The 16868-nt window shown below is 74.7% G+C and carries 12 protein-coding genes; 2 read left to right on the top strand and 10 right to left on the bottom strand.

Annotated elements, in window-relative coordinates; genetic code table 11:
• Window positions 1–63 precede the first annotated feature (63 nt).
• The 9 genes from ABZ885_RS02105 to pdxH all read right to left on the bottom strand — a co-directional run bounded on the left by ABZ885_RS02105 (window position 64) and on the right by pdxH (window position 13164).
• Complete coding sequence (locus tag ABZ885_RS02105; protein ID WP_360182246.1) at window positions 64–1434, bottom strand: TIR-like protein FxsC; 1371 nt, start codon at window positions 1432–1434, stop codon at window positions 64–66.
• Window positions 1435–1581: 147 nt separating this feature from the next.
• Window positions 1582–2406, bottom strand: a complete 825-nt coding sequence (locus ABZ885_RS02100; protein ID WP_360182243.1) for an AAC(3) family N-acetyltransferase — start codon at window positions 2404–2406, stop codon at window positions 1582–1584.
• Between the two features lie 206 nt (window positions 2407–2612).
• Window positions 2613–3386, bottom strand: coding sequence for an AAC(3) family N-acetyltransferase (locus tag ABZ885_RS02095; RefSeq protein WP_360182240.1), 774 nt, complete (start codon window positions 3384–3386; stop codon window positions 2613–2615).
• Between the two features lie 291 nt (window positions 3387–3677).
• Complete coding sequence (locus ABZ885_RS02090) at window positions 3678–6107, bottom strand: FxsB family cyclophane-forming radical SAM/SPASM peptide maturase (RefSeq protein ID WP_360182237.1); 2430 nt, start codon at window positions 6105–6107, stop codon at window positions 3678–3680.
• Window positions 6108–6148: 41 nt separating this feature from the next.
• Window positions 6149–6334, bottom strand: a complete 186-nt coding sequence (locus ABZ885_RS02085) for a hypothetical protein (RefSeq protein WP_360182234.1) — start codon at window positions 6332–6334, stop codon at window positions 6149–6151.
• 215 nt (window positions 6335–6549) lie between these two features.
• The gene (fxsT, locus tag ABZ885_RS02080; protein ID WP_360182231.1) at window positions 6550–10569 is read right to left on the bottom strand and encodes an FxSxx-COOH system tetratricopeptide repeat protein; all 4020 of its coding nucleotides are present in this window, start codon (window positions 10567–10569) and stop codon (window positions 6550–6552) included.
• The gene (locus ABZ885_RS02075) at window positions 10566–11960 is read right to left on the bottom strand and encodes a TIR-like protein FxsC (protein WP_360182228.1); all 1395 of its coding nucleotides are present in this window, start codon (window positions 11958–11960) and stop codon (window positions 10566–10568) included. The genes fxsT and ABZ885_RS02075 overlap by 4 nt, the downstream gene beginning before the upstream one ends.
• A 154-nt stretch (window positions 11961–12114) precedes the next feature.
• Window positions 12115–12297, bottom strand: coding sequence for a hypothetical protein (locus tag ABZ885_RS02070; RefSeq protein ID WP_360182225.1), 183 nt, complete (start codon window positions 12295–12297; stop codon window positions 12115–12117).
• Window positions 12298–12531: 234 nt separating this feature from the next.
• Window positions 12532–13164 (bottom strand): pyridoxamine 5'-phosphate oxidase, encoded by a 633-nt coding sequence (gene pdxH / locus ABZ885_RS02065; protein WP_360182299.1) that lies wholly within the window; start codon window positions 13162–13164, stop codon window positions 12532–12534.
• A 414-nt stretch (window positions 13165–13578) separates the two neighbouring features.
• Here pdxH and ABZ885_RS02060 point away from each other — a divergent pair, with 414 nt between their 5' ends.
• Complete coding sequence (locus ABZ885_RS02060; protein WP_360182222.1) at window positions 13579–14679, top strand: citrate synthase 2; 1101 nt, start codon at window positions 13579–13581, stop codon at window positions 14677–14679.
• A gap of 162 nt (window positions 14680–14841) precedes the next feature.
• Window positions 14842–15960, top strand: coding sequence for a phosphoserine transaminase (gene serC / locus ABZ885_RS02055; protein ID WP_360182219.1), 1119 nt, complete (start codon window positions 14842–14844; stop codon window positions 15958–15960).
• A gap of 234 nt (window positions 15961–16194) precedes the next feature.
• Here serC and thpR read toward each other — a convergent pair whose 3' ends face one another.
• Window positions 16195–16812 (bottom strand): RNA 2',3'-cyclic phosphodiesterase, encoded by a 618-nt coding sequence (thpR, locus tag ABZ885_RS02050; RefSeq protein ID WP_360182216.1) that lies wholly within the window; start codon window positions 16810–16812, stop codon window positions 16195–16197.
• Window positions 16813–16868 lie beyond the last annotated feature (56 nt).

Raw genomic sequence — 16868 nt, 5'->3', positions numbered from 1 at the left:
GCTGGGCCGCGAGTTCGGCTGCGCTCAGGCCGCCGATCCGGAGGTTCCTGGTGCGGATATCGCTCATCGGGTTCCTCCCCCGTACGGCGCCCCGTCGTCCGGGCGTTCGCCTGAGTCGCGTGCTGGCTGGTCGTCTTCGGCGGAGAAGGGGTCGGTGCCCGGCCCGTCCCGGCCGAGTCCGTGCCGGAAGGCGTCCCGCAGGTTGGGGCGGGACGGCGGCGGTTCCTCCGGTTCGGTCCTGGTCCGGCCCTCGAAGGCGTACTTGGCCTTCATGGCGGCCCGGGGCAGGGCGTCGTCGAACTCCTCCAGGGTGCCCAGGCCGGGCCGGCCCCCGGTGGCGCCGAGGAAGCTCGGGCGGACCGAGCGGTGGGTGAACCGCAGGGTCCGGTCGCTGAGGTCGCTCATATCGCGGTGCCGGTCGGCGCACTCCGGGTCGTCCAGGCTCCACGGCTCCAGGACGCTCACCCAGGTGCAGTCCGAGGCGTCGAACCGGCGGACCAGTTCGCGCCACCGCTCGTCCTGGAGGACCCAGCGGTCCAGCAGCAGCAGGCCGGGTGCGGTGGGTTCGCCGCCCGCGATGATCGTCTCGGCCTCGCCGTCGAACTCGTGCACGGTGGCCTGGAACCCCAGCTGCCGGGCGATCCGCGCCGCGTGCTCGGCCAGCGGGCGGGCGGCGGCCGGCCGGTACGGGTGCCAGTCGGTGCGCCTGGGACCGTAGTAGTCGGGGTTGCGCTCCGGCGGCACCTCGTCGCGGCGGTGCGCGAGGACCGAGATCCGCAGCTGCCTGGTCGGTGCGGTGACGTTGAACGCACTGGGCTGGGCGTTGAAGTCCAGCCGGCGCCCGACCGGGATCACCGTCTCCTCGGCCACCTCGACGATCCGCCGGGCCAGCCGGTACACGGCCAGCTCGTAGGCGGAGCGGAAGTAGCTCAGCTTCATCAGGGCGTAGAGGCCCTCGGTGGCGTACTCGGGGCCGAACCCGGCGTGGTTGAACTGCAGTTCGCTCGCCACCTGGGGCAGCCGGTAGCGGCTCATCGGCGCCCAGAGCACCGGGACGATGCCGCTGGTCAGCACGGAGTCCAGGTTGGCCGGGTATACCGGGCGGCGGGTGAAGGAGTGCCACTCCTGCCCGCACGGCAGGCTGTTGAAGTACCGCGGCGAGTACAGCGGCACGAAGACCCGGCAGGTGGCCAGCTCCTCGGAGAGCCGCTCGGCCCACAACTCCCCCTGGTGCATGGACTCGTCCATGAACCCGACCGGCACTCCCGCAGGCACGGTGGTGAGCTGCAGCACCGCTTCGCAGAGGTCGCGGTACAGCTGCCGCACCCAGTGGTTCGGATCACCGGCACCGCGGGCACCGGCCTTCGGGGTGTGGGCGTAACTGAGGAAGAAGTACGGCCGGGAGGCGTCCTCGTCCCAGCCATGGTCGTTCACACGCGCCTCCCCCTGGCCCGCCGGCAACCTCTTTCCCGCGAGTCCCCGTACGCGGGGCTTCAGTGTAGGAACGACTGAGGGTCCAATGGAATAGCACAACGACCCGCACGAATTGACATGACCGAAACGACAGCCCCCGGACCACCGCTACCCGACGGGGCCGCGGCCGCGTTGCTCCAGGAGGACCTGCTCGGCCCGGTCGACCGCTTCGCGGACCGGGACCAGCAGGCAGTCGGCGCCGCCGACCCGCCCCTTCGCCGCCCCGGTGACCCGCTCCAGGACCTTCCGGCCCAGGGCGGCGAAGTGACCGTCGTTCAGGTCCGGCGCCCTGAAGGCTATCCAGCCCTCCCCCACGCGGCACCGGTACTCGCGGAGGGTCACGTCGGGCATCCGCAGGTCCGCCAGGTGGAAGGCGGTGAAGCGGGCCATCGGGACGCCGATCAACAGCACCCTGGCGTCGAGCTCGTAGAGCCGGCCGAGCGCGGAGCGCTCCCCCAGGTGACACTCCAGGGGGTGGTCGTCGGTGATGAACCGGGCCTGCCGGCCTATCGCGGCGAAGGAGGTCTGCGGGTGGGAGCTCCGCACCGCCCCCGGGCGGGTGCGGATGATCTCGGACAGCACCCCCATGGTCGCCGAGGACGGGGTGGTGGCCGGGTCGAACGGGGGCATGCGGGCCCGGAAGTCCTCGATCTGCTCCGGCGACAACCCGCGGGTCGCCGCGAGGGCCTCGCGCGAGGTGGCGGAGTTCTCGGGGGTGGCGGTGTAGGCGACCAGGGTGCCCCCGTGCGGAGCGTTCAGGGCGTCCAACAGTGCGTCGACCACGGTGGCGGCCCCGCCCTCCAACGGGTCGAGGTGGCGCACGGCGGCCTGGACGAGCAGGACCTCGCCCGGCTGGATCCCGAGGGCGGCGAGTTCCTCGCGGAGTTCGGCGCGTTCGTCACGGCGGCGGAAGGGGCTGGCGGCAGTGAGCATGACAGTTCCTTGGGTGGCAACCCCCGGTGAGGGTGTCCGGGGACGGAACGACATCGACGGGCGGTTCGCGGCAACGAGCGGCTCGGGCCGGCGAACGGCTTCTCCTGCGGAACAACGGGCAGGGCGCGGCGGACACGGTGCGGTGGTGGACCGTGCCGGGGGAAGGTGGTGGTGGTGGGCGGCCCGCGGCGCTGCGGGCCGCCGGGTCAGTCCCCGAGCTGGGGGGCGCCGGGGCGCAGCTCGGGACGCTCGTGCAGGATGCCGACGGCCAGGTCGACCGCCTCGCGCATCGGGACCAGCCGGCAGTCGGCGGCGCCGACCCGGCCGGTCACCACGCCGGTGGCGCGGCGCAGGACCTCTTCGCCGAGGACCTGGAAGTGCAGGTCGTCGAGCAGCGGGCCGTCGAAGCGGACCCAGTGGCTGCGGCCGCCGTCCTTGACGACGCAGCCGTAGTGGCGGACGGGGATGCCGGGCATCCGCAGGTCGGCCAGGTGGAAGGCGGTGAACTTGGCGGGCTCGACGCCGATGCTCAGCACCCGGGCGTCGATCTCGTACATCCGCCCGAGCGGGGAGTCGGTGCCCAGGTGGCTCTCCAGCGGGTGGAGTTCGGTGATCTCCTTGGCGCGGGCTCCGACGGCCGCGAAGGAGGACTGCGGGTGGGTGCTGCGCACCGCGCCGGGGTGGGTGCGGACCAGCTCGGAGAGCCGGCCCATGGTCGGCGAGGAGGGCGTCTCGGCCGGGTCGAACGGGGGCATGCCCGCCCGCCATTCGGCCACCTGCTCGGGCGTCCAGGTCGCGGTCATGGTCCGGACCAGCCGGGAGGTGTCCGAGTTCTCCGGGGTGGCGGTGTAGGCGACCAGGGTGCCCTCCTCGGGGCCGCCGAGTGCGTCCAGCAGGGCGTCGACGACCGTGGTGTCCCCGGCCACCGGGCCGAGCGCCCGGAGCGAGGCCTGGACGAGCAGGACCTCACCCGGCCGCACGCCGAGGCCGGTGAGCTGCCGGGCGAGTTCGGCCCGGGTCAGCCTTTGTTCTGATATGTCCCGCGGGGGTCGTACGGGACGCAGTTCGTGAGGAATGGCGGTTCCCGGAGGTGATGGGCTCGGGGTCCTCCGAGCCAACTGGGGGGGGGATGGATCGAGCGTACCGCCGGAACGGCGCGCGAAACGGCAGGGGACGCCGGTCAACCACCGCTCGTGTCCGACGAGTTGTGATCGATTGACGGTGACGGTTGTCGGTCGTGCCCGATCGGCCGGGCTCCCGCCGGGCAGGCCCTAGCCGGCGGCGGCGGGCCGCCGGGCCTCCCGCGCCTCGCGGGCGGCCTGCTCGGCGGCTCTCGGCAGCGGCACGGCGAGCCAGGGGGCGACCGTCTCCCGCATGCCGTCCGCGAAGCGCAGCCCGGCCGCGGTCAACGAGCCCGAACCGGCCAGCCGTTCGACCGCCTCGGCGGTGTAGCGGCGCCAGAGCGCGAACTGCGCCCGGGCGTGCTCGGCGGCCACCCCGGGCAGGCCGTCGTAGATCGCCGTCCGGGTGCCCCAGAAGGCGGTCACCGCGAGGTGCGCGTAGGTGCCCTGCAGCAGCCCCTCGACCGGGCGGGGATCGGGCCGCCAGGGCGCGTCGTACAGCGTGGTGTCGGCCTGGTCGTAGAGGTCCATCAGGTCCAGCACCGCACCCAGCTTGACGTGCTGGAACTCGTGCGCGAGCAGCAACGCGAGGACCGGCGCGGTGGCCGGGCGGGCGATCCCGACCGCGCCGAAGGCCTGCCGGGCGGCGGCGCTGACGTCCCGTCCGGGCGGGCCGGGGCGCAGCGGGGTGACGGTGGTCAGGCCGGCCCGCAGGCCCTGCGCGTAGGCCGGCAGGTCGCGGTCGAGCAGCTCCGCGGCCTCGCGCAACCCGCCGGACCAGGCCAGCAGTTCGGCTTCGTCGAGCCGGTCGGCGACCGGCCACTGGTGGCTGTCGCGCTGCGGGTCGGTGTCCTCCAGCGCGAGCGTCCAGCCACCGGCCGGCCGGATCCGCCGGACCGGCTGCCAGCGCGGGTCGGCGGGGCCGCCGGCCACCGTCACCGTCTCCCCGTCGGGGGTGCGGACGGTGAAGCCGCCGCCGGTGCGGCCGGTGACCAGCGCCTCGCCGGCGCCCGTCCCGACGGCGAGCCGGCCCAGCGTCGGCAGGTGCAGGGCGCCGGCCCGGACCGGGACGGCCACCTGGTCGCCCCGCCCGGCCCGGACGGCCGCGGCGGCCGCCAGCTCGGCCAGCGGGCCGAGTCCGGCGCCGGGGTCTCCGGCGAGCCGCCGGGCCGCCCAGGCGCGGGCGTACGGGTGGCCGAGCACCGCGTCCAGCCCGGCCGGCGCGGCGGAGTCGAGCTCGGCGAGGAGGTCCCAGGCGGCCGAGCTGCGCAGCCCCGAGGTGCCCCGGACGGCGGCCAGCATGGCCCGGGTGAGCGCGAGCTGGGAGCGGACCAGGGCGCGGACGGTGTCGGTGCCGCCGTGGCCGCGGGCCAGCTCGTCCAGTTGCCGGTCGGTGAGGCCGGCGGGTACGGCCGGCTCGCCGGCCTGGGCGGGTACGCCGGGGCCGGGGAGCGGCTCCCCCCGGTCGGCGATGCCGTTGATGAGTGTCATGAGATCCCCGCAGAAGACGGAGGGGTTGTCGAAACCGCCGCCACCACCTTCGCTCCGGTAGCGGTGGGCGTACAGGCCGCCGCCGCAGGAGCGGACGACGGGGCAGGCGCGGCAGGTGGCGCTGAGGCCGTCCAGCCCGAGCTGCCGCGCGGCCATGCCGGGGTGGCGGGCGACCTCGTCGAGGCTGTGCGCGAAGACGTCGAGGCCGGTGGCGGGCGCGCCGTCGTAGGCGGTCTTCAGGCTGTCGGCCTGCTCGAAGCTGCCGTCGGTCTCCAGCACCACCAGGGCGGCGGGTTCCAGGCCGAGCGACTCGGTCAGGCTGGAGAGGCCGTGCCGGGTGCGGTGCACCGACTCGAAGGTGCGGACGGCGAACGGCCGGCCGGTCTCCTCCCAGCGGTCGTAGACGGCCAGCAGCCAGTCGGCGTACGGGGTCGGCCCGTGGCCGGCCGGGCGTTTCGGCGGCTGGTCCCAGGTGGCGTGCGGGAGCAGGAAGTCGACGGCCGGGGGTTCGAGTGCGGCCAGCGCGTCGTGGACGGCGACCGGGTCGTTCTCGACGTCGACGGTGCAGAGCAGGCCGGCGTAGAGGTGCCGGTACTCGGGCCGGCGGAGCAGGCCCACCGCCCGCAGCACCTGCGGGTGGCTGCTGCGGCCGTCGGCGAAGCGCCGGTGCCGGTCGTTGGCCGCGCGGTCGCCGTCCAGCGAGATGCCGACCTTGATGCCCTCGCGGTCGAAGAGCTCGCAGAAGGCGGGGCTCAGCAGCACCCCGTTGGTGTGGATCCGCAGGTCGAGCGCGCAGCCGGGCGGGAGGGCGGCCCGGAACTCCCCGGCGGCGCGGCGCAGTCGGTCCGGGCCGGCCAGCAGGGGCTCGCCCCCGTGCAGGACGACCCGGACGACGGTGAGGCCGTGTCCGGCCGCGTGCGCGCCGATCCGTTCGGCGGCCTTGGCCAGGACCTCGTCGCCGATGACCTTGGGCCGGGCACGCCAGCTGGTGTCGGCGTGCTCGTAGACGTAGCAGTGGTCACAGGCGAGATCGCACCGGCTGTGCACCTTCACCACGAACTGCGTGAACGGGAGCAGGGATCGCGTCATGGTCAGCCGGTTTCAGCCGGAGCCGATGGAGGATCGGCTGGTCAGATGGAGGAGTTGAAGGCCGCGACCGGCACCAGACCGGAATCGGAGCCGGGGAGTGCGCGTCGCAGCCGCGCCGCCAGCTCATCCGTCCCGAGTGCGGCGAGGTCGGCCAGGGTGGGCCGGTCCGCGTCGGCCTGAGGGTCCGTCAGTTCGCTGGTGGGCCTGGTGTCCAGTGCGGGTGTCATGTTCGATTCTCTTCCACGATGGGGGATTAGAGAGAGCAGACGCCGGGTATACCGCCCGGCTTGCCGACCAATGTAGTGCCCGCGCGACAGCAGCGCCGTACTGTTCCGTGCACCTTCGTGCCCTGCACCCCGCCGTGCTGCGATGTCACGTGGAAAGTTCACCCACTCGGCGGTCGCATCGGAGCGTCGCACGCCACACGGGCGGCCGCCGCGGCTCACTCCGGCGGCGGCTCGATGCTCCCGTCCAGCCGCGCTCCCTCCCGCACCGCCACCGTGACCGGGTGCTCCTCGCCCAGCGCCTCCCGGGCCCGTGCGAGCGCGTCCGCGGCCAGCCGCGCCGCCCGCTCCCGGTCGCCGGCGGCGGCCAGTCCGACCGCGAGGTTGGAGGCCGCCGCCAGGGCGTCCGGGTGGGCCGCGCCGAGCCGCCCGGCCAGCAGCGGCAGGGCCTCCTCGTCCAGCGCCAGGGCCGCCGCCGGATCCCCGGTCAGCGCCAGCACGTTGGCGTGGTTGAGCATCGCGGTCCCGACGTACGGGTGGCGCCCGCCGAGGGCTTCGCGCAGCCCGGCCAGGGCCTCGGCGGAGAGCCGCCGGGCCTCCTCGGTCCGGCCGGACCGGCGCAGCAGCACGGCCAGGTTGGCGGCGGCCGCGGCGGTGCCGGGGTGCCGGTCGCCGAGGTGGGTGCGGTAGTACCGGTGGGCCTCCTCGGCGTACGGCAGGGCCCGCGCGGTGGCCCCGGCCGCGGCGAGCGAGCCGGCCAGGTTGCCGGCCGCGGCCGCGGTGCCCGGGTGGTCGGTGCCGTACCGGTCCAGCATCCGGCGGTGGACGTCCTCGTCGTTGGCGAGCGCCTCCGCCGTCCGGCCGAGCCGGCGCAGCGCGATGCCGAGGTAGCGGCGGGCCCGGAGCAGGCCGTGGTGGTCGGCGCCGAACGCCCCCGTCCAAAGGCGCAGGGCGGCCTGCAGCAGGTCCAGCGCCTCCTGCAGCCGGCCGGACGCGCCCAGGTCGTGGGCGAGGCTGGTGGCCGAGGTGAGCGTGTACGGGTTGTCGGCGCCGAGCAGCTCGTGCTGGCGCTCGTGGACCTCCCGGTGGCGGCGGATCGCCTCGTCGAAGTCACCGCAGAGCATGGCCGACACGGCCAGGTTGTTGCCGCTCATCAGGGTGCGCGGGTGGTCGGAGCCGAGCACCCGCTGGGCGGCGGCCAGGGTCCGCCGGTCCAGCTCCAGGGCCTCCCGGTAGCGGCCGAGGTGGCGCAGGTCGCCGCCGAGGCCGTTCGCCACGGCGATGGTGTGCAGGTGGTCCGGTCCGAGCACGGCGGTGAGCTGCTCCAGCACGTCCCGGTCGGTCTCGTGGGCCTCCTGGACGAGGCCCTGGAGCCGCTGGACGTTGGCGAGCTCGACCCGCAGCAGCAGGGTGGGGACGTCGCCCGTCCCGGCGCCGCCCCAGCGGGCCAGCACCCGCTCGGCGAGCTCGCGTCCGGCGTCGTTCAGGCTGCGTTGCCAGAGGTAGCGGACCGAGCGGACGATCCACTGCCGCACCGCCGGGTCGTCCGACTCCGCGGCGCCGGACGGCCAGAGGTGGGGCAGCAGTTCGGCGTACCGGGGCCAGTTCGCCGGGACGTCCGGGTCGCCCGGGTCGGCGAGCGCGAGGGCGGCGTGCACGGCGGCGCGCAGCCGCTCGCGGTCGGCCCCGGCGACCTGCTCGCGCAGCAGCGCCTGGGTGATCCGGTGCACGCTCAGCGTGCCGCCCGTGAGGTCGTACCGGGCCAGGTTGAACTGGCCCACGGCGCGCAGCAGGCCGCTGATCGCGAACGGCCCGTCGGCGGAGTCCGGGGACAGCCCGATGGCCTCGATCACGGGCGCGCTGTAGAGCAGCCGGATCGGGATGGCGTCCGGTCCGAGGAAGCCGCACACCTCCAGCAGCCGGGCCGCCGGGGCGTTGATCCGGCGCAGGTCCGAGCCGGCGATCCGCCACGTGGCCGCGGCGACGGTCGAGTACTCGGCGTCGGCCCGGACGGACCGGTCGAGGATGTCGGTGAGCGCCTCGTCCAGCAGGTCGGCGTAGGTGCCGGCCGGCATCGGCGTCTCGTGCAGCCAGGCGGCGGCCTGGCCGACGGCGAGCGGCAGGTCGCCCAGGAGCTCGGCGATCCGCCCGGCGTCCGCGGCCGCGACCCCGGCGTTGAACCGGCGGACGAGGGCGATGCTCTCCGCCCGGTCGAAGACGTCGACCTCGGTCCGGCCGCGGTGCCCGGCCCAGCGCCGGTCCCGCGAGGTGACCAGGACGTGCCCGTGCGCCGAGCCGTCCGGCAGCCAGGGGGCGAGCTGCTCCGGGTCCTCGGCGTTGTCGAAGACCAGCAGCCAGCGCCGGTACGGGCGGCCCGCGGCGAGCGCCTCCAGCACCGCCCGGGCGGTGCGGGCCACGTCGGGGCCGGCCTCCAGGCCCAGCCCGGGGGCGAGTTCGGCGAGCCGTTGCGGGACGCCGGCCGGGTCCTCGGCCGGCACCCACCAGACCACCTCGTACGCGGCGGCGAACCGGTGGGCGTACTCGACGGCGGACTGCGACTTGCCGACCCCGCCCATGCCGTACAGCACCTGCACCGGCTCGCCCGGGCCGAGGGTGAAGCCGTCCCGCAGGGTCTCCAGCAGCCGGGCCCGGCCGGTGAAGGCGGCCAGCCGCGGCGGCGGGTTCGCGGTCTCCGGCCGGCGGGCCGGGAAGCGGGCGGGCGGTGGGTCGGCCTCCTCCTCGGCCTCCAGCCAGCGGCCGGCGCCGGGCGGCGGGCCGAGCAGTTCGAACAGCCGGGTCTCGGCCGGGCCGGCCGCGGCGCCGGCCAGCCTGAGCACCTGCTGCCCGGTGAACGGCTCGGGCAGCGCGCCATCCCACTCGGCCGAGAGCGCCAGCAGTCCGCCCGAACCGCCGTCCCCCTCGGGCGAGGTGAGCCGGCGCCAGATCTCCCGGCCGCGGGGCAGCGCCGCGTACGCCGCGGAGAGCAGCACCAGCACCCGGCCGTCGCCGTCCAGCGGGCTGTCGGCCTCCGGCAGCGGGGCGTACTCCGGCGGCCCGTCGTCCAGCGGGGCCGCGGCGCTGTGCAGCGAGGTGAGGTAGCCGAAGCCGGTGAGCACGGCGGCCGCCCACTCGGCCCAGATCCGGTCCTCGGGTGCGTAGCTGAGGTACACCTGGCGGGACTGCGTGCGGCCGGTGCGCAGGTAGGCCGCGTAGAGCCGGCGGCGGGCCCGGTCCGGGACGGGCCGCAGCTCGCGGACCCGGCCGTCGGTGAGCCAGGCGGCCAGCCGCTCGAACGCGCCGAGCAGGCTGCGGTCCTGCCGCGGCCGGTCCACGACGGTGGCCGGAACCTCTTCGTATGCGTAGAAGGGCTTGTACGGCACCTCGACGTCCCGCCAGTACTCGGCCCGGCGCTCGGCGCTCAGCCAGCGGTCCAGGTAGGGGGCGAAGGCGTCGTGGGCGAGGTCGCGCCCGGCCGCCAGGCCGGCCCGCTCGGCGTCCTCGACCCGCATCGGCACGGGCAGCACCCGGATGTCGCGCTCGTCGGCGTCCACGATAGCCCGGGCCGCGTCGACGCCGCCGCGGATGCTCTGGGCGCCGAGGGTGAAGCAGTCCACGACGGTGTCGGGCATCAGCACGGTGCAGATGCCGGAGGTGTCGCTGACCCCGGTCCGGCTGTCGATCAGCACGTAGTCGTAGGAGTCGGTCCACCGCTCGCGCAGGGCGTACAGGAACTCGGCGCCCCGGATGTCCCCGCGGGTGTAGAAGGTGCGCCAGTTGAAGCTGGTGACGGCGGCCGAGTAGGCGGCGTTCTGGCGGCCGGCCGGCATCAGGTCGAGGCGGCCGCCGGCGGGCAGGTCGAGCGCGAGGCCGCACAGGTAGCGGTCGAGCCGGCCGGGCTCGGCGAGCCACCGCCGGGGGTCCGCACCGGGCTCCTCCCCCGGGCGGGGCAGGGCCTGTTCGACGTAGGCCCGGAGCAGGTCGATCAGGCCGTCGGTGGTGTGCAGCTCGGGGTCGATCAGCAGCGGGTGGTAGTACCGGTGCAGCCCGGGCGCCTCCAGGTCCCAGTCCACCACCAGGACGCGCAGGCCCTGGCTGGCCAGGATCCAGCCGAGGTTGGCCAGCGCCATGGTGCGGCCGGTGCCGCCCTTGTAGGAGTAGAAGGTGACGACCGATCCGGTCCCGGGTGTCGACTCGGCGGCGGACTCGCTGCCCGCCAGGGTGACCTGGTCGGCGGTCATCGTTCGGTGTCTCCTTCGCGGGGTTCCCCGGGTGCCGGGGGCGGGGGCGGGCCCGGCGGCGCGGCCGGCGGCCAGGCCGGGATGGTCAGGCCGGGCAGGGCCGGGGCGGTGCCGGGGCCTCCCAGCCCGAAGGCCGCTCTGACCGAAAGAGGATCGTCCTCCTCCGCCTCGTCTAACAGCTTGTTCTGCGCTACGGACACGGTCCGTAACAACTCGCGTTCAAAGCGTTCCCGGGAGACGCGCACCCGAAAGAGGGGTTCGGGCCCCGACCGGTGGAGCCAGTTGCGCGGGAAGACGTCGCGCACCCCGCCCCAGAGCCGGCTGTGCGCCGGTCCGGAGGGCGGGTCGTCGGTGCCGACCGGCACCAGCACCGCGGTCACCGGGTGGTTCTGGTCGTCGAACTCGTGCAGCGCCTGCCGGTACGGCTCCGCGCCGGCCGCCCACGGGTCCACCAGCAGCACGCTGACCTCGTTGTCCTCCCGGGCGCGGTCCAGGCTGGCGGCCAGGCCGGGGCCGACCTCGTCCAGGGTGGTGCTGTGCCCGGCGCGGGTGATCGCCTGCTGGGCCTGCACCACCAGCGAGGGCAGCCGCGGCGGATGGTAGGGCGCCCAGTCCCACGGCCGGTCGCCGTACCAGCCGCCCCGGTAGCGGTCCTGGTCCCGGTGGCCGTCCTGGCCCTGATGCTGATGCTGCTGCTGGTGCCGCGCCGGCGCGGGAGCGGCCGCGGGGCGGCGGGCCGGGGTGTGACCGGCCGCGACGAAGATGCGGACCATCCCGCTGCGGCCCGGCGGCGGCACGGTCGCGGGCACCGGGAAGCAGCCCTCGACCCGGCCCAGGTCCAGCTGGGCCAGCTCGGCCACCGGCTGCACGGCCGCCTCCCGCACCCGCTCGGCGATCGCCCGGACCACCCGCCGGTAGTCGGGCCCGTGCGGGTCGGCCCGCAGCAGGTCCCGCAGCCCGCCGGTGGCGTACGGGGCGCCGAGGTCGTGCTGGACGTACTGGATCCGCAGCACCTCGGCCGGCAGGTCACCCGGCGGCGGCTCCCAGAGCACCGGGATCAGGGCCGGCACCGCCTCGCCGGTCAGCTTCTGGTGCCGGCGCATCCGGCCGTGGAAGGCCGTCCACTCCTTGCCGCAGTACGGGCTGGCGAAGTAGGCCGGGGAGTAGAGCGCCACCATGGTGCGGCTGACCGCGACCATCCGGGAGAGCTGCTGCTCCCAGTCGTCGCCGACGCGCAGCCGCTCGGTGTCCCGGTAGGCGAGTTCGCCCGGGCCGGCCGCGGGCTCGATCCGGGCCAGCTCGTCCCGGAGGTCGCTGAAGAACTGGTCGACGAAGGCCCCGCCGGCCTCGTGGTCCCGCCGGGCATAGCTGAAGAAGAAGTACGGCCGCACTGCAGCACCCCCCGGGCCGGTTCGCGAACTCGGCTTACGATATCGGGGAGTTGACCGGAATTGGAGCCGGGACTGGGGAAAGATCCCGGCTCGGCTCACGGTCGGTCGCGCCTCGGGGCGGTCACGTCCGGCGGACGCGGCGCCCCCGGACGGGTCAGACCGCGGACTGGAACCTGGCCACCGGCACGGCGCCGGGCCGGTCCTCGTCCACGCCCGCCCGGCGGACCAGTTCACCGACGAAGGACGGTGCCCGGGCGGCGAGTTCGCCGAGCGTCGGGCGCTCGGAGCCGTCGGTCGGCCCGACGGCCGCGCCGGCGGGGGTGGCGGTGTCACTCATCGATTGCCTCACCCTCTCAGGAGGAGTGGTGGCCCCGGCCCGCAGCCGGGGCCTTTCCTCCACGCTACCGCCCGGAGTGACGCAGGGTCAGATCGCAGCGGAGGGCGGCCGGTTCACGCAGGAGCGCACGGCGGGCGCACGGTCCCGTCCGCCACGGCGCACCCGCCGTCCGGCACACCCCGGAGCCCGGCCCGCACCCCCGGACCCCACCGCGAGCACCACGGCCCCGCGGCGTCAGGGGCAGAGCCGCTCCACCCGCCAGCCCGACGGGACCGACGGGTCGGCGAGGAACAGCAGCCGGTCGTGCAGCCGGTTCTCCCGGCCCTGCCAGAACTCCACGCGCTCCGGGACCACCCGGTACCCGCCCCAGAACGGCGGCACCGGCACCCCCTCGCCCTCCGGGTAGCGGCGCTCCAGCTCCGCGTACCGCTGCTCCAGCACCTCGCGCGAGCCGACCGGGCTGGACTGCTCGCTGGCCCAGGCGCCGAGCTGGGAGCCGTGCGGGCGGGTGCGGAAGTAGGCGGCGGTCTCGTCCCGGCCGACCTTCTCCACCCGGCCCTGGACGATCACCTGGCGGGCCAGCGGGACCCACGGGAAGAGCAGCGCCGCGTACGGGTTCTCGGCCAGCTCGGCGCCCTTGCGCGAGCCGTAGTTGGTGAAGAAGACGAAGCCGCGCGCGTCGAAGCCCTTCAGCAGCACGGTCCGCGAACTGGGCCGCCCCTCGGCGTCGGCGGTGGAGAGCACCATCGCGTTGGGCTCCACCACCCCGGCGTCGTCCGCCTCGTGGAACCAGCGGGTGAACTGGCCGATCGGCTCGGCGGCGAGCTGCTCCTCGACCAGGCCCTCGTGCGTGTAGTGCTTGCGCATCACGGTGAGGTCCGGCCCGGGCCGGGCCTCGTCGGCCAGGATCCGGGTGGCGGGGCTCAGGGGCGTCGACTGGGCGCGTTCCGGGGTCACCCCAACATCTTCCCGTATGACAAGCAACCGCCACCGCTACCTCCGGACAAACCCCGGTGGGAGATAAGGTGACTCGCCACCGCTAGGCCGCCCGGCCTACGGTGAATTGTCCGGAACCTGCGGTTTGGTTCCGGGGATTCCCCGGGCACGACCGGCCTCCGGGCGAAAAGTCAAGCGGGCCCGCGGCAAACATCACCACGTGGTGTATGGCGCAATGCACCCTGTGCCTGTCACGCTGGCACCGAGTGCCAACCACCATTCGGTCACTGGTGCGCCGCCCCACCAACGGCGGTCCGCCGATCGCAGAACTGAAGGAGCCGTCGCATGTCCGACTTCGTACCCGGGCTTGAGGGAGTCGTCGCTTTCGAGAGCGAGATCGCCGAACCCGACCGTGAAGGCGGCGCCCTGCGGTACCGAGGCGTCGACATCGACGACCTGGTCGGCCACGTCTCCTTCGGCCACGTCTGGGGCCTGCTGGTGGACGGCAAGTTCAACCCCGGCCTGCCGGCCGCCGAGCCGTTCCCGATCCCGGTCCACTCCGGCGACATCCGGGTCGACGTGCAGTCCGCCCTCGCCATGCTCGCCCCGGTCTGGGGCCTCAAGCCGCTGCTCGACATCTCCGCCGAGCAGGCCCGCGACGACCTGGCCCGCGCCGCCGTGATGGCGCTCTCCTACGTCGCCCAGTCCGCCCGCGGCCAGGGCCTGCCGATGGTCCCGCAGAGCGAGATCGACAAGGCCGAGACCGTCGTCGAGCGCTTCATGATCCGCTGGCGCGGCGAGCCGGACCCGAAGCACGTCAAGGCCATCGACGCCTACTGGACGTCCGCCGCCGAGCACGGCATGAACGCCTCCACCTTCACCGCCCGCGTCATCGCCTCCACCGGCGCCGACGTCGCGGCCGCGCTCTCCGGCGCCGTCGGCGCGATGTCCGGCCCGCTGCACGGCGGCGCGCCGTCCCGCGTGCTCGGCATGATCGAGGAGATCGAGCGCACCGGCGACGCCACCACGTGGGTCAAGAACGCGCTGGACAAGGGCGAGCGCCTGATGGGCTTCGGCCACCGCGTCTACCGCGCCGAGGACCCGCGCGCCCGCGTGCTGCGCCGCACCGCCAAGGAGCTCGGCGCGCCGCGCTTCGAGGTCGCCGAGGCGCTGGAGAAGGCCGCGCTGGAGGAGCTGCACAACCGCCGCCCCGACCGCGTGCTGGCCACCAACGTCGAGTTCTGGGCCGCCATCATGCTGGACTTCGCCGAGGTCCCGGCGCACATGTTCACCTCGATGTTCACCTGCGCCCGCACCGCCGGCTGGTCGGCCCACATCCTGGAGCAGAAGCGCACGGGCCGGCTGGTCCGCCCCGCCGCGCGCTACATCGGCCCCGGCCCGCGCAGCCCGCGCGACATCGAGGGCTACGACGCCATCGCGCACTGACCCGCCCGGCCTGTCCCGACAGGTCCCGAAAAGTGCTGCGGGGACAGCGGATCCGGCATTCCACCGGGTCCGCTGTCCACGTGTCCGGGGGCCGAAAAGATCACATCTCAGCGAACGGACAACCGCCCCACTTTCCGGGCGCCGGCCGGTAGGCTGCCGAGCGTGGCTCAGATCCAGATCCCCGCTGACATCAAGCCCGCAGACGGCCGTTTCGGCTGCGGCCCGTCCAAGGTGCGCCCCGAGGCCCTGAGTGCCCTCGCCGCCACCGAGACCTCCCTGCTCGGCACCTCGCACCGCCAGGCCCCGGTGAAGAACCTGGTCAAGCGCGTGCGCGAGGGCGTGAGCAGCCTCTTCTCCCTCCCCGAGGGGTACGAGGTGGTGCTCGGGAACGGTGGCTCCACCGCTTTCTGGGACATCGCGGCCTTCGGCCTGGTGCGGGAGAAGTCCCAGCACCTCGACTTCGGCGAGTTCTCGTCCAAGTTCGCCTCCTCGGTCAAGGCCGCCCCGTGGCTGGCCGAGCCGACCGTGCTCAAGACCGCCCCGGGCACCCACCCGCTGCCGGTCGCCGAGGCGGGCGTGGACGTCTACGGACTCACCCACAACGAGACCTCCACCGGCGTCGCGATGCCGATCGGGCGCCCGGCCGGCGCCGACGAGGGCTCGCTGGTCCTGGTGGACGCCACCTCGGGCGCCGGCGGCCTGCCGGTCGACATCACCGAGACCGACGTCTACTACTTCGCGCCGCAGAAGTCCTTCGCCTCCGAGGGCGGGCTCTGGCTGGCGTCCTTCTCCCCGGCCGCCCTGGAGCGCGCCGCCGAGATCGCCGCCTCCGGCCGCTACATCCCGCCGTTCTTCGACCTGCCGACGGCCATCGACAACTCCTCGAAGGACCAGACGTACAACACCCCGTCGATCGCCACGCTGTTCCTGCTGGCCGACCAGCTGGAGTGGCTGAACGGCAACGGCGGCCTGGACTGGGCCGTCGCCCGTACGGCTGATTCCTCGTCCCGGCTGTACGGCTGGGCCGAGAAGTCCTCGTTCGCCACCCCGTTCGTGGCCAACCCGGCCGAGCGTTCGCAGGTGGTCGGCACGATCGACTTCGACGACGCGGTGGACGCCGCCGCCGTCGCCAAGGCACTGCGTGCCAACGGCATCGTCGACACCGAGCCGTACCGCAAGCTGGGCCGCAACCAGCTGCGCATCGCGATGTTCCCGGCGATCGACCCGGCGGACGTCGAGGCGCTCACCGCCTGCATCGACTACGTGGTCGAGCAGCTCTGACCGGTCGCCGACACGACGCCCGGCTTCGGCCGGCGCGACGCACGGCTGAGGGCCACCGCCTGCGGGCGGTGGCCCTCTGCGCGTCCACGGCCGGCCGGCCTACTTGTTGACCAGCGCGCCGATCACCACAACGGCCAGCAGCAGCACCAGGGCGCCGGTCACGATACGCATGCGAGTCTTGGGGTCCACGGTCATCGAGCGTACCCGTGCCCGGGCGGCGGCCGGACGCCGAGGTCAGACGCCGAGGCCGGAACCGCCCCCCGGGCGGCCCCAGGCGGCCAGATCCCAGGCGCGGACCGTTGCGTAGTGCATGGCACCGCGGTCCGGTTCGCTCTTCATCAGGTGCAGCTCGGCGGCCTCCCACTCCGGCCCCCGGTAGTCGGCGAGCGCCGCGGCCAGGCCGTCCAGCTCCGCCGCGGCCACCCGCTGCACCGCCCGGCGGTGGCCGCGCGAGGAGCCGGCCCGGGCCAGGGTCAGGTGCGGGTGGAAGGCGAACGCGTCCGTCTCGCCGGTCACGTCCGCGGTGGCCTCGTACACCGCCTCGGCGAGCCGCCGCAGCGCCCAGGTCTGGCCGTCCACGCCGGCCCAGAGCACCCGGTCGCCGAACCGCCCGGCCCCGGAGACCCGCAGCCGGTGCACGGGGTTCACCTCCGCCACCGCGGCCAGCCCGGCCTCCAGCTCCGGCAGCCGCTGCTCCGGCACCTCGCCGAGGAAGGCCAGCGTGAGGTGCCAGCCCTCGACGGTGGTCCAGCGCAGCCGCTCCGCCCCGGGCAGCCCGCGCACCGGCGCCACCGCGTCGTGGAGCCCCTGCAACACCTCGGCCGGCGGCAGCACCGCCACGAAGAGCCTCATACAGCCATCATCCCGCCCGCGCGCAGCACGGCGACGTCTTCCCGCGCGGGGCCGTT

It is taken from the genome of Kitasatospora sp. NPDC047058, from assembly GCF_040643935.1.
In the GTDB taxonomy this organism is placed as follows: domain Bacteria; phylum Actinomycetota; class Actinomycetes; order Streptomycetales; family Streptomycetaceae; genus Kitasatospora.
Note: the sequence above shows the minus strand (reverse complement) of the source record. Positions and strands in the feature narration are given on the sequence as shown.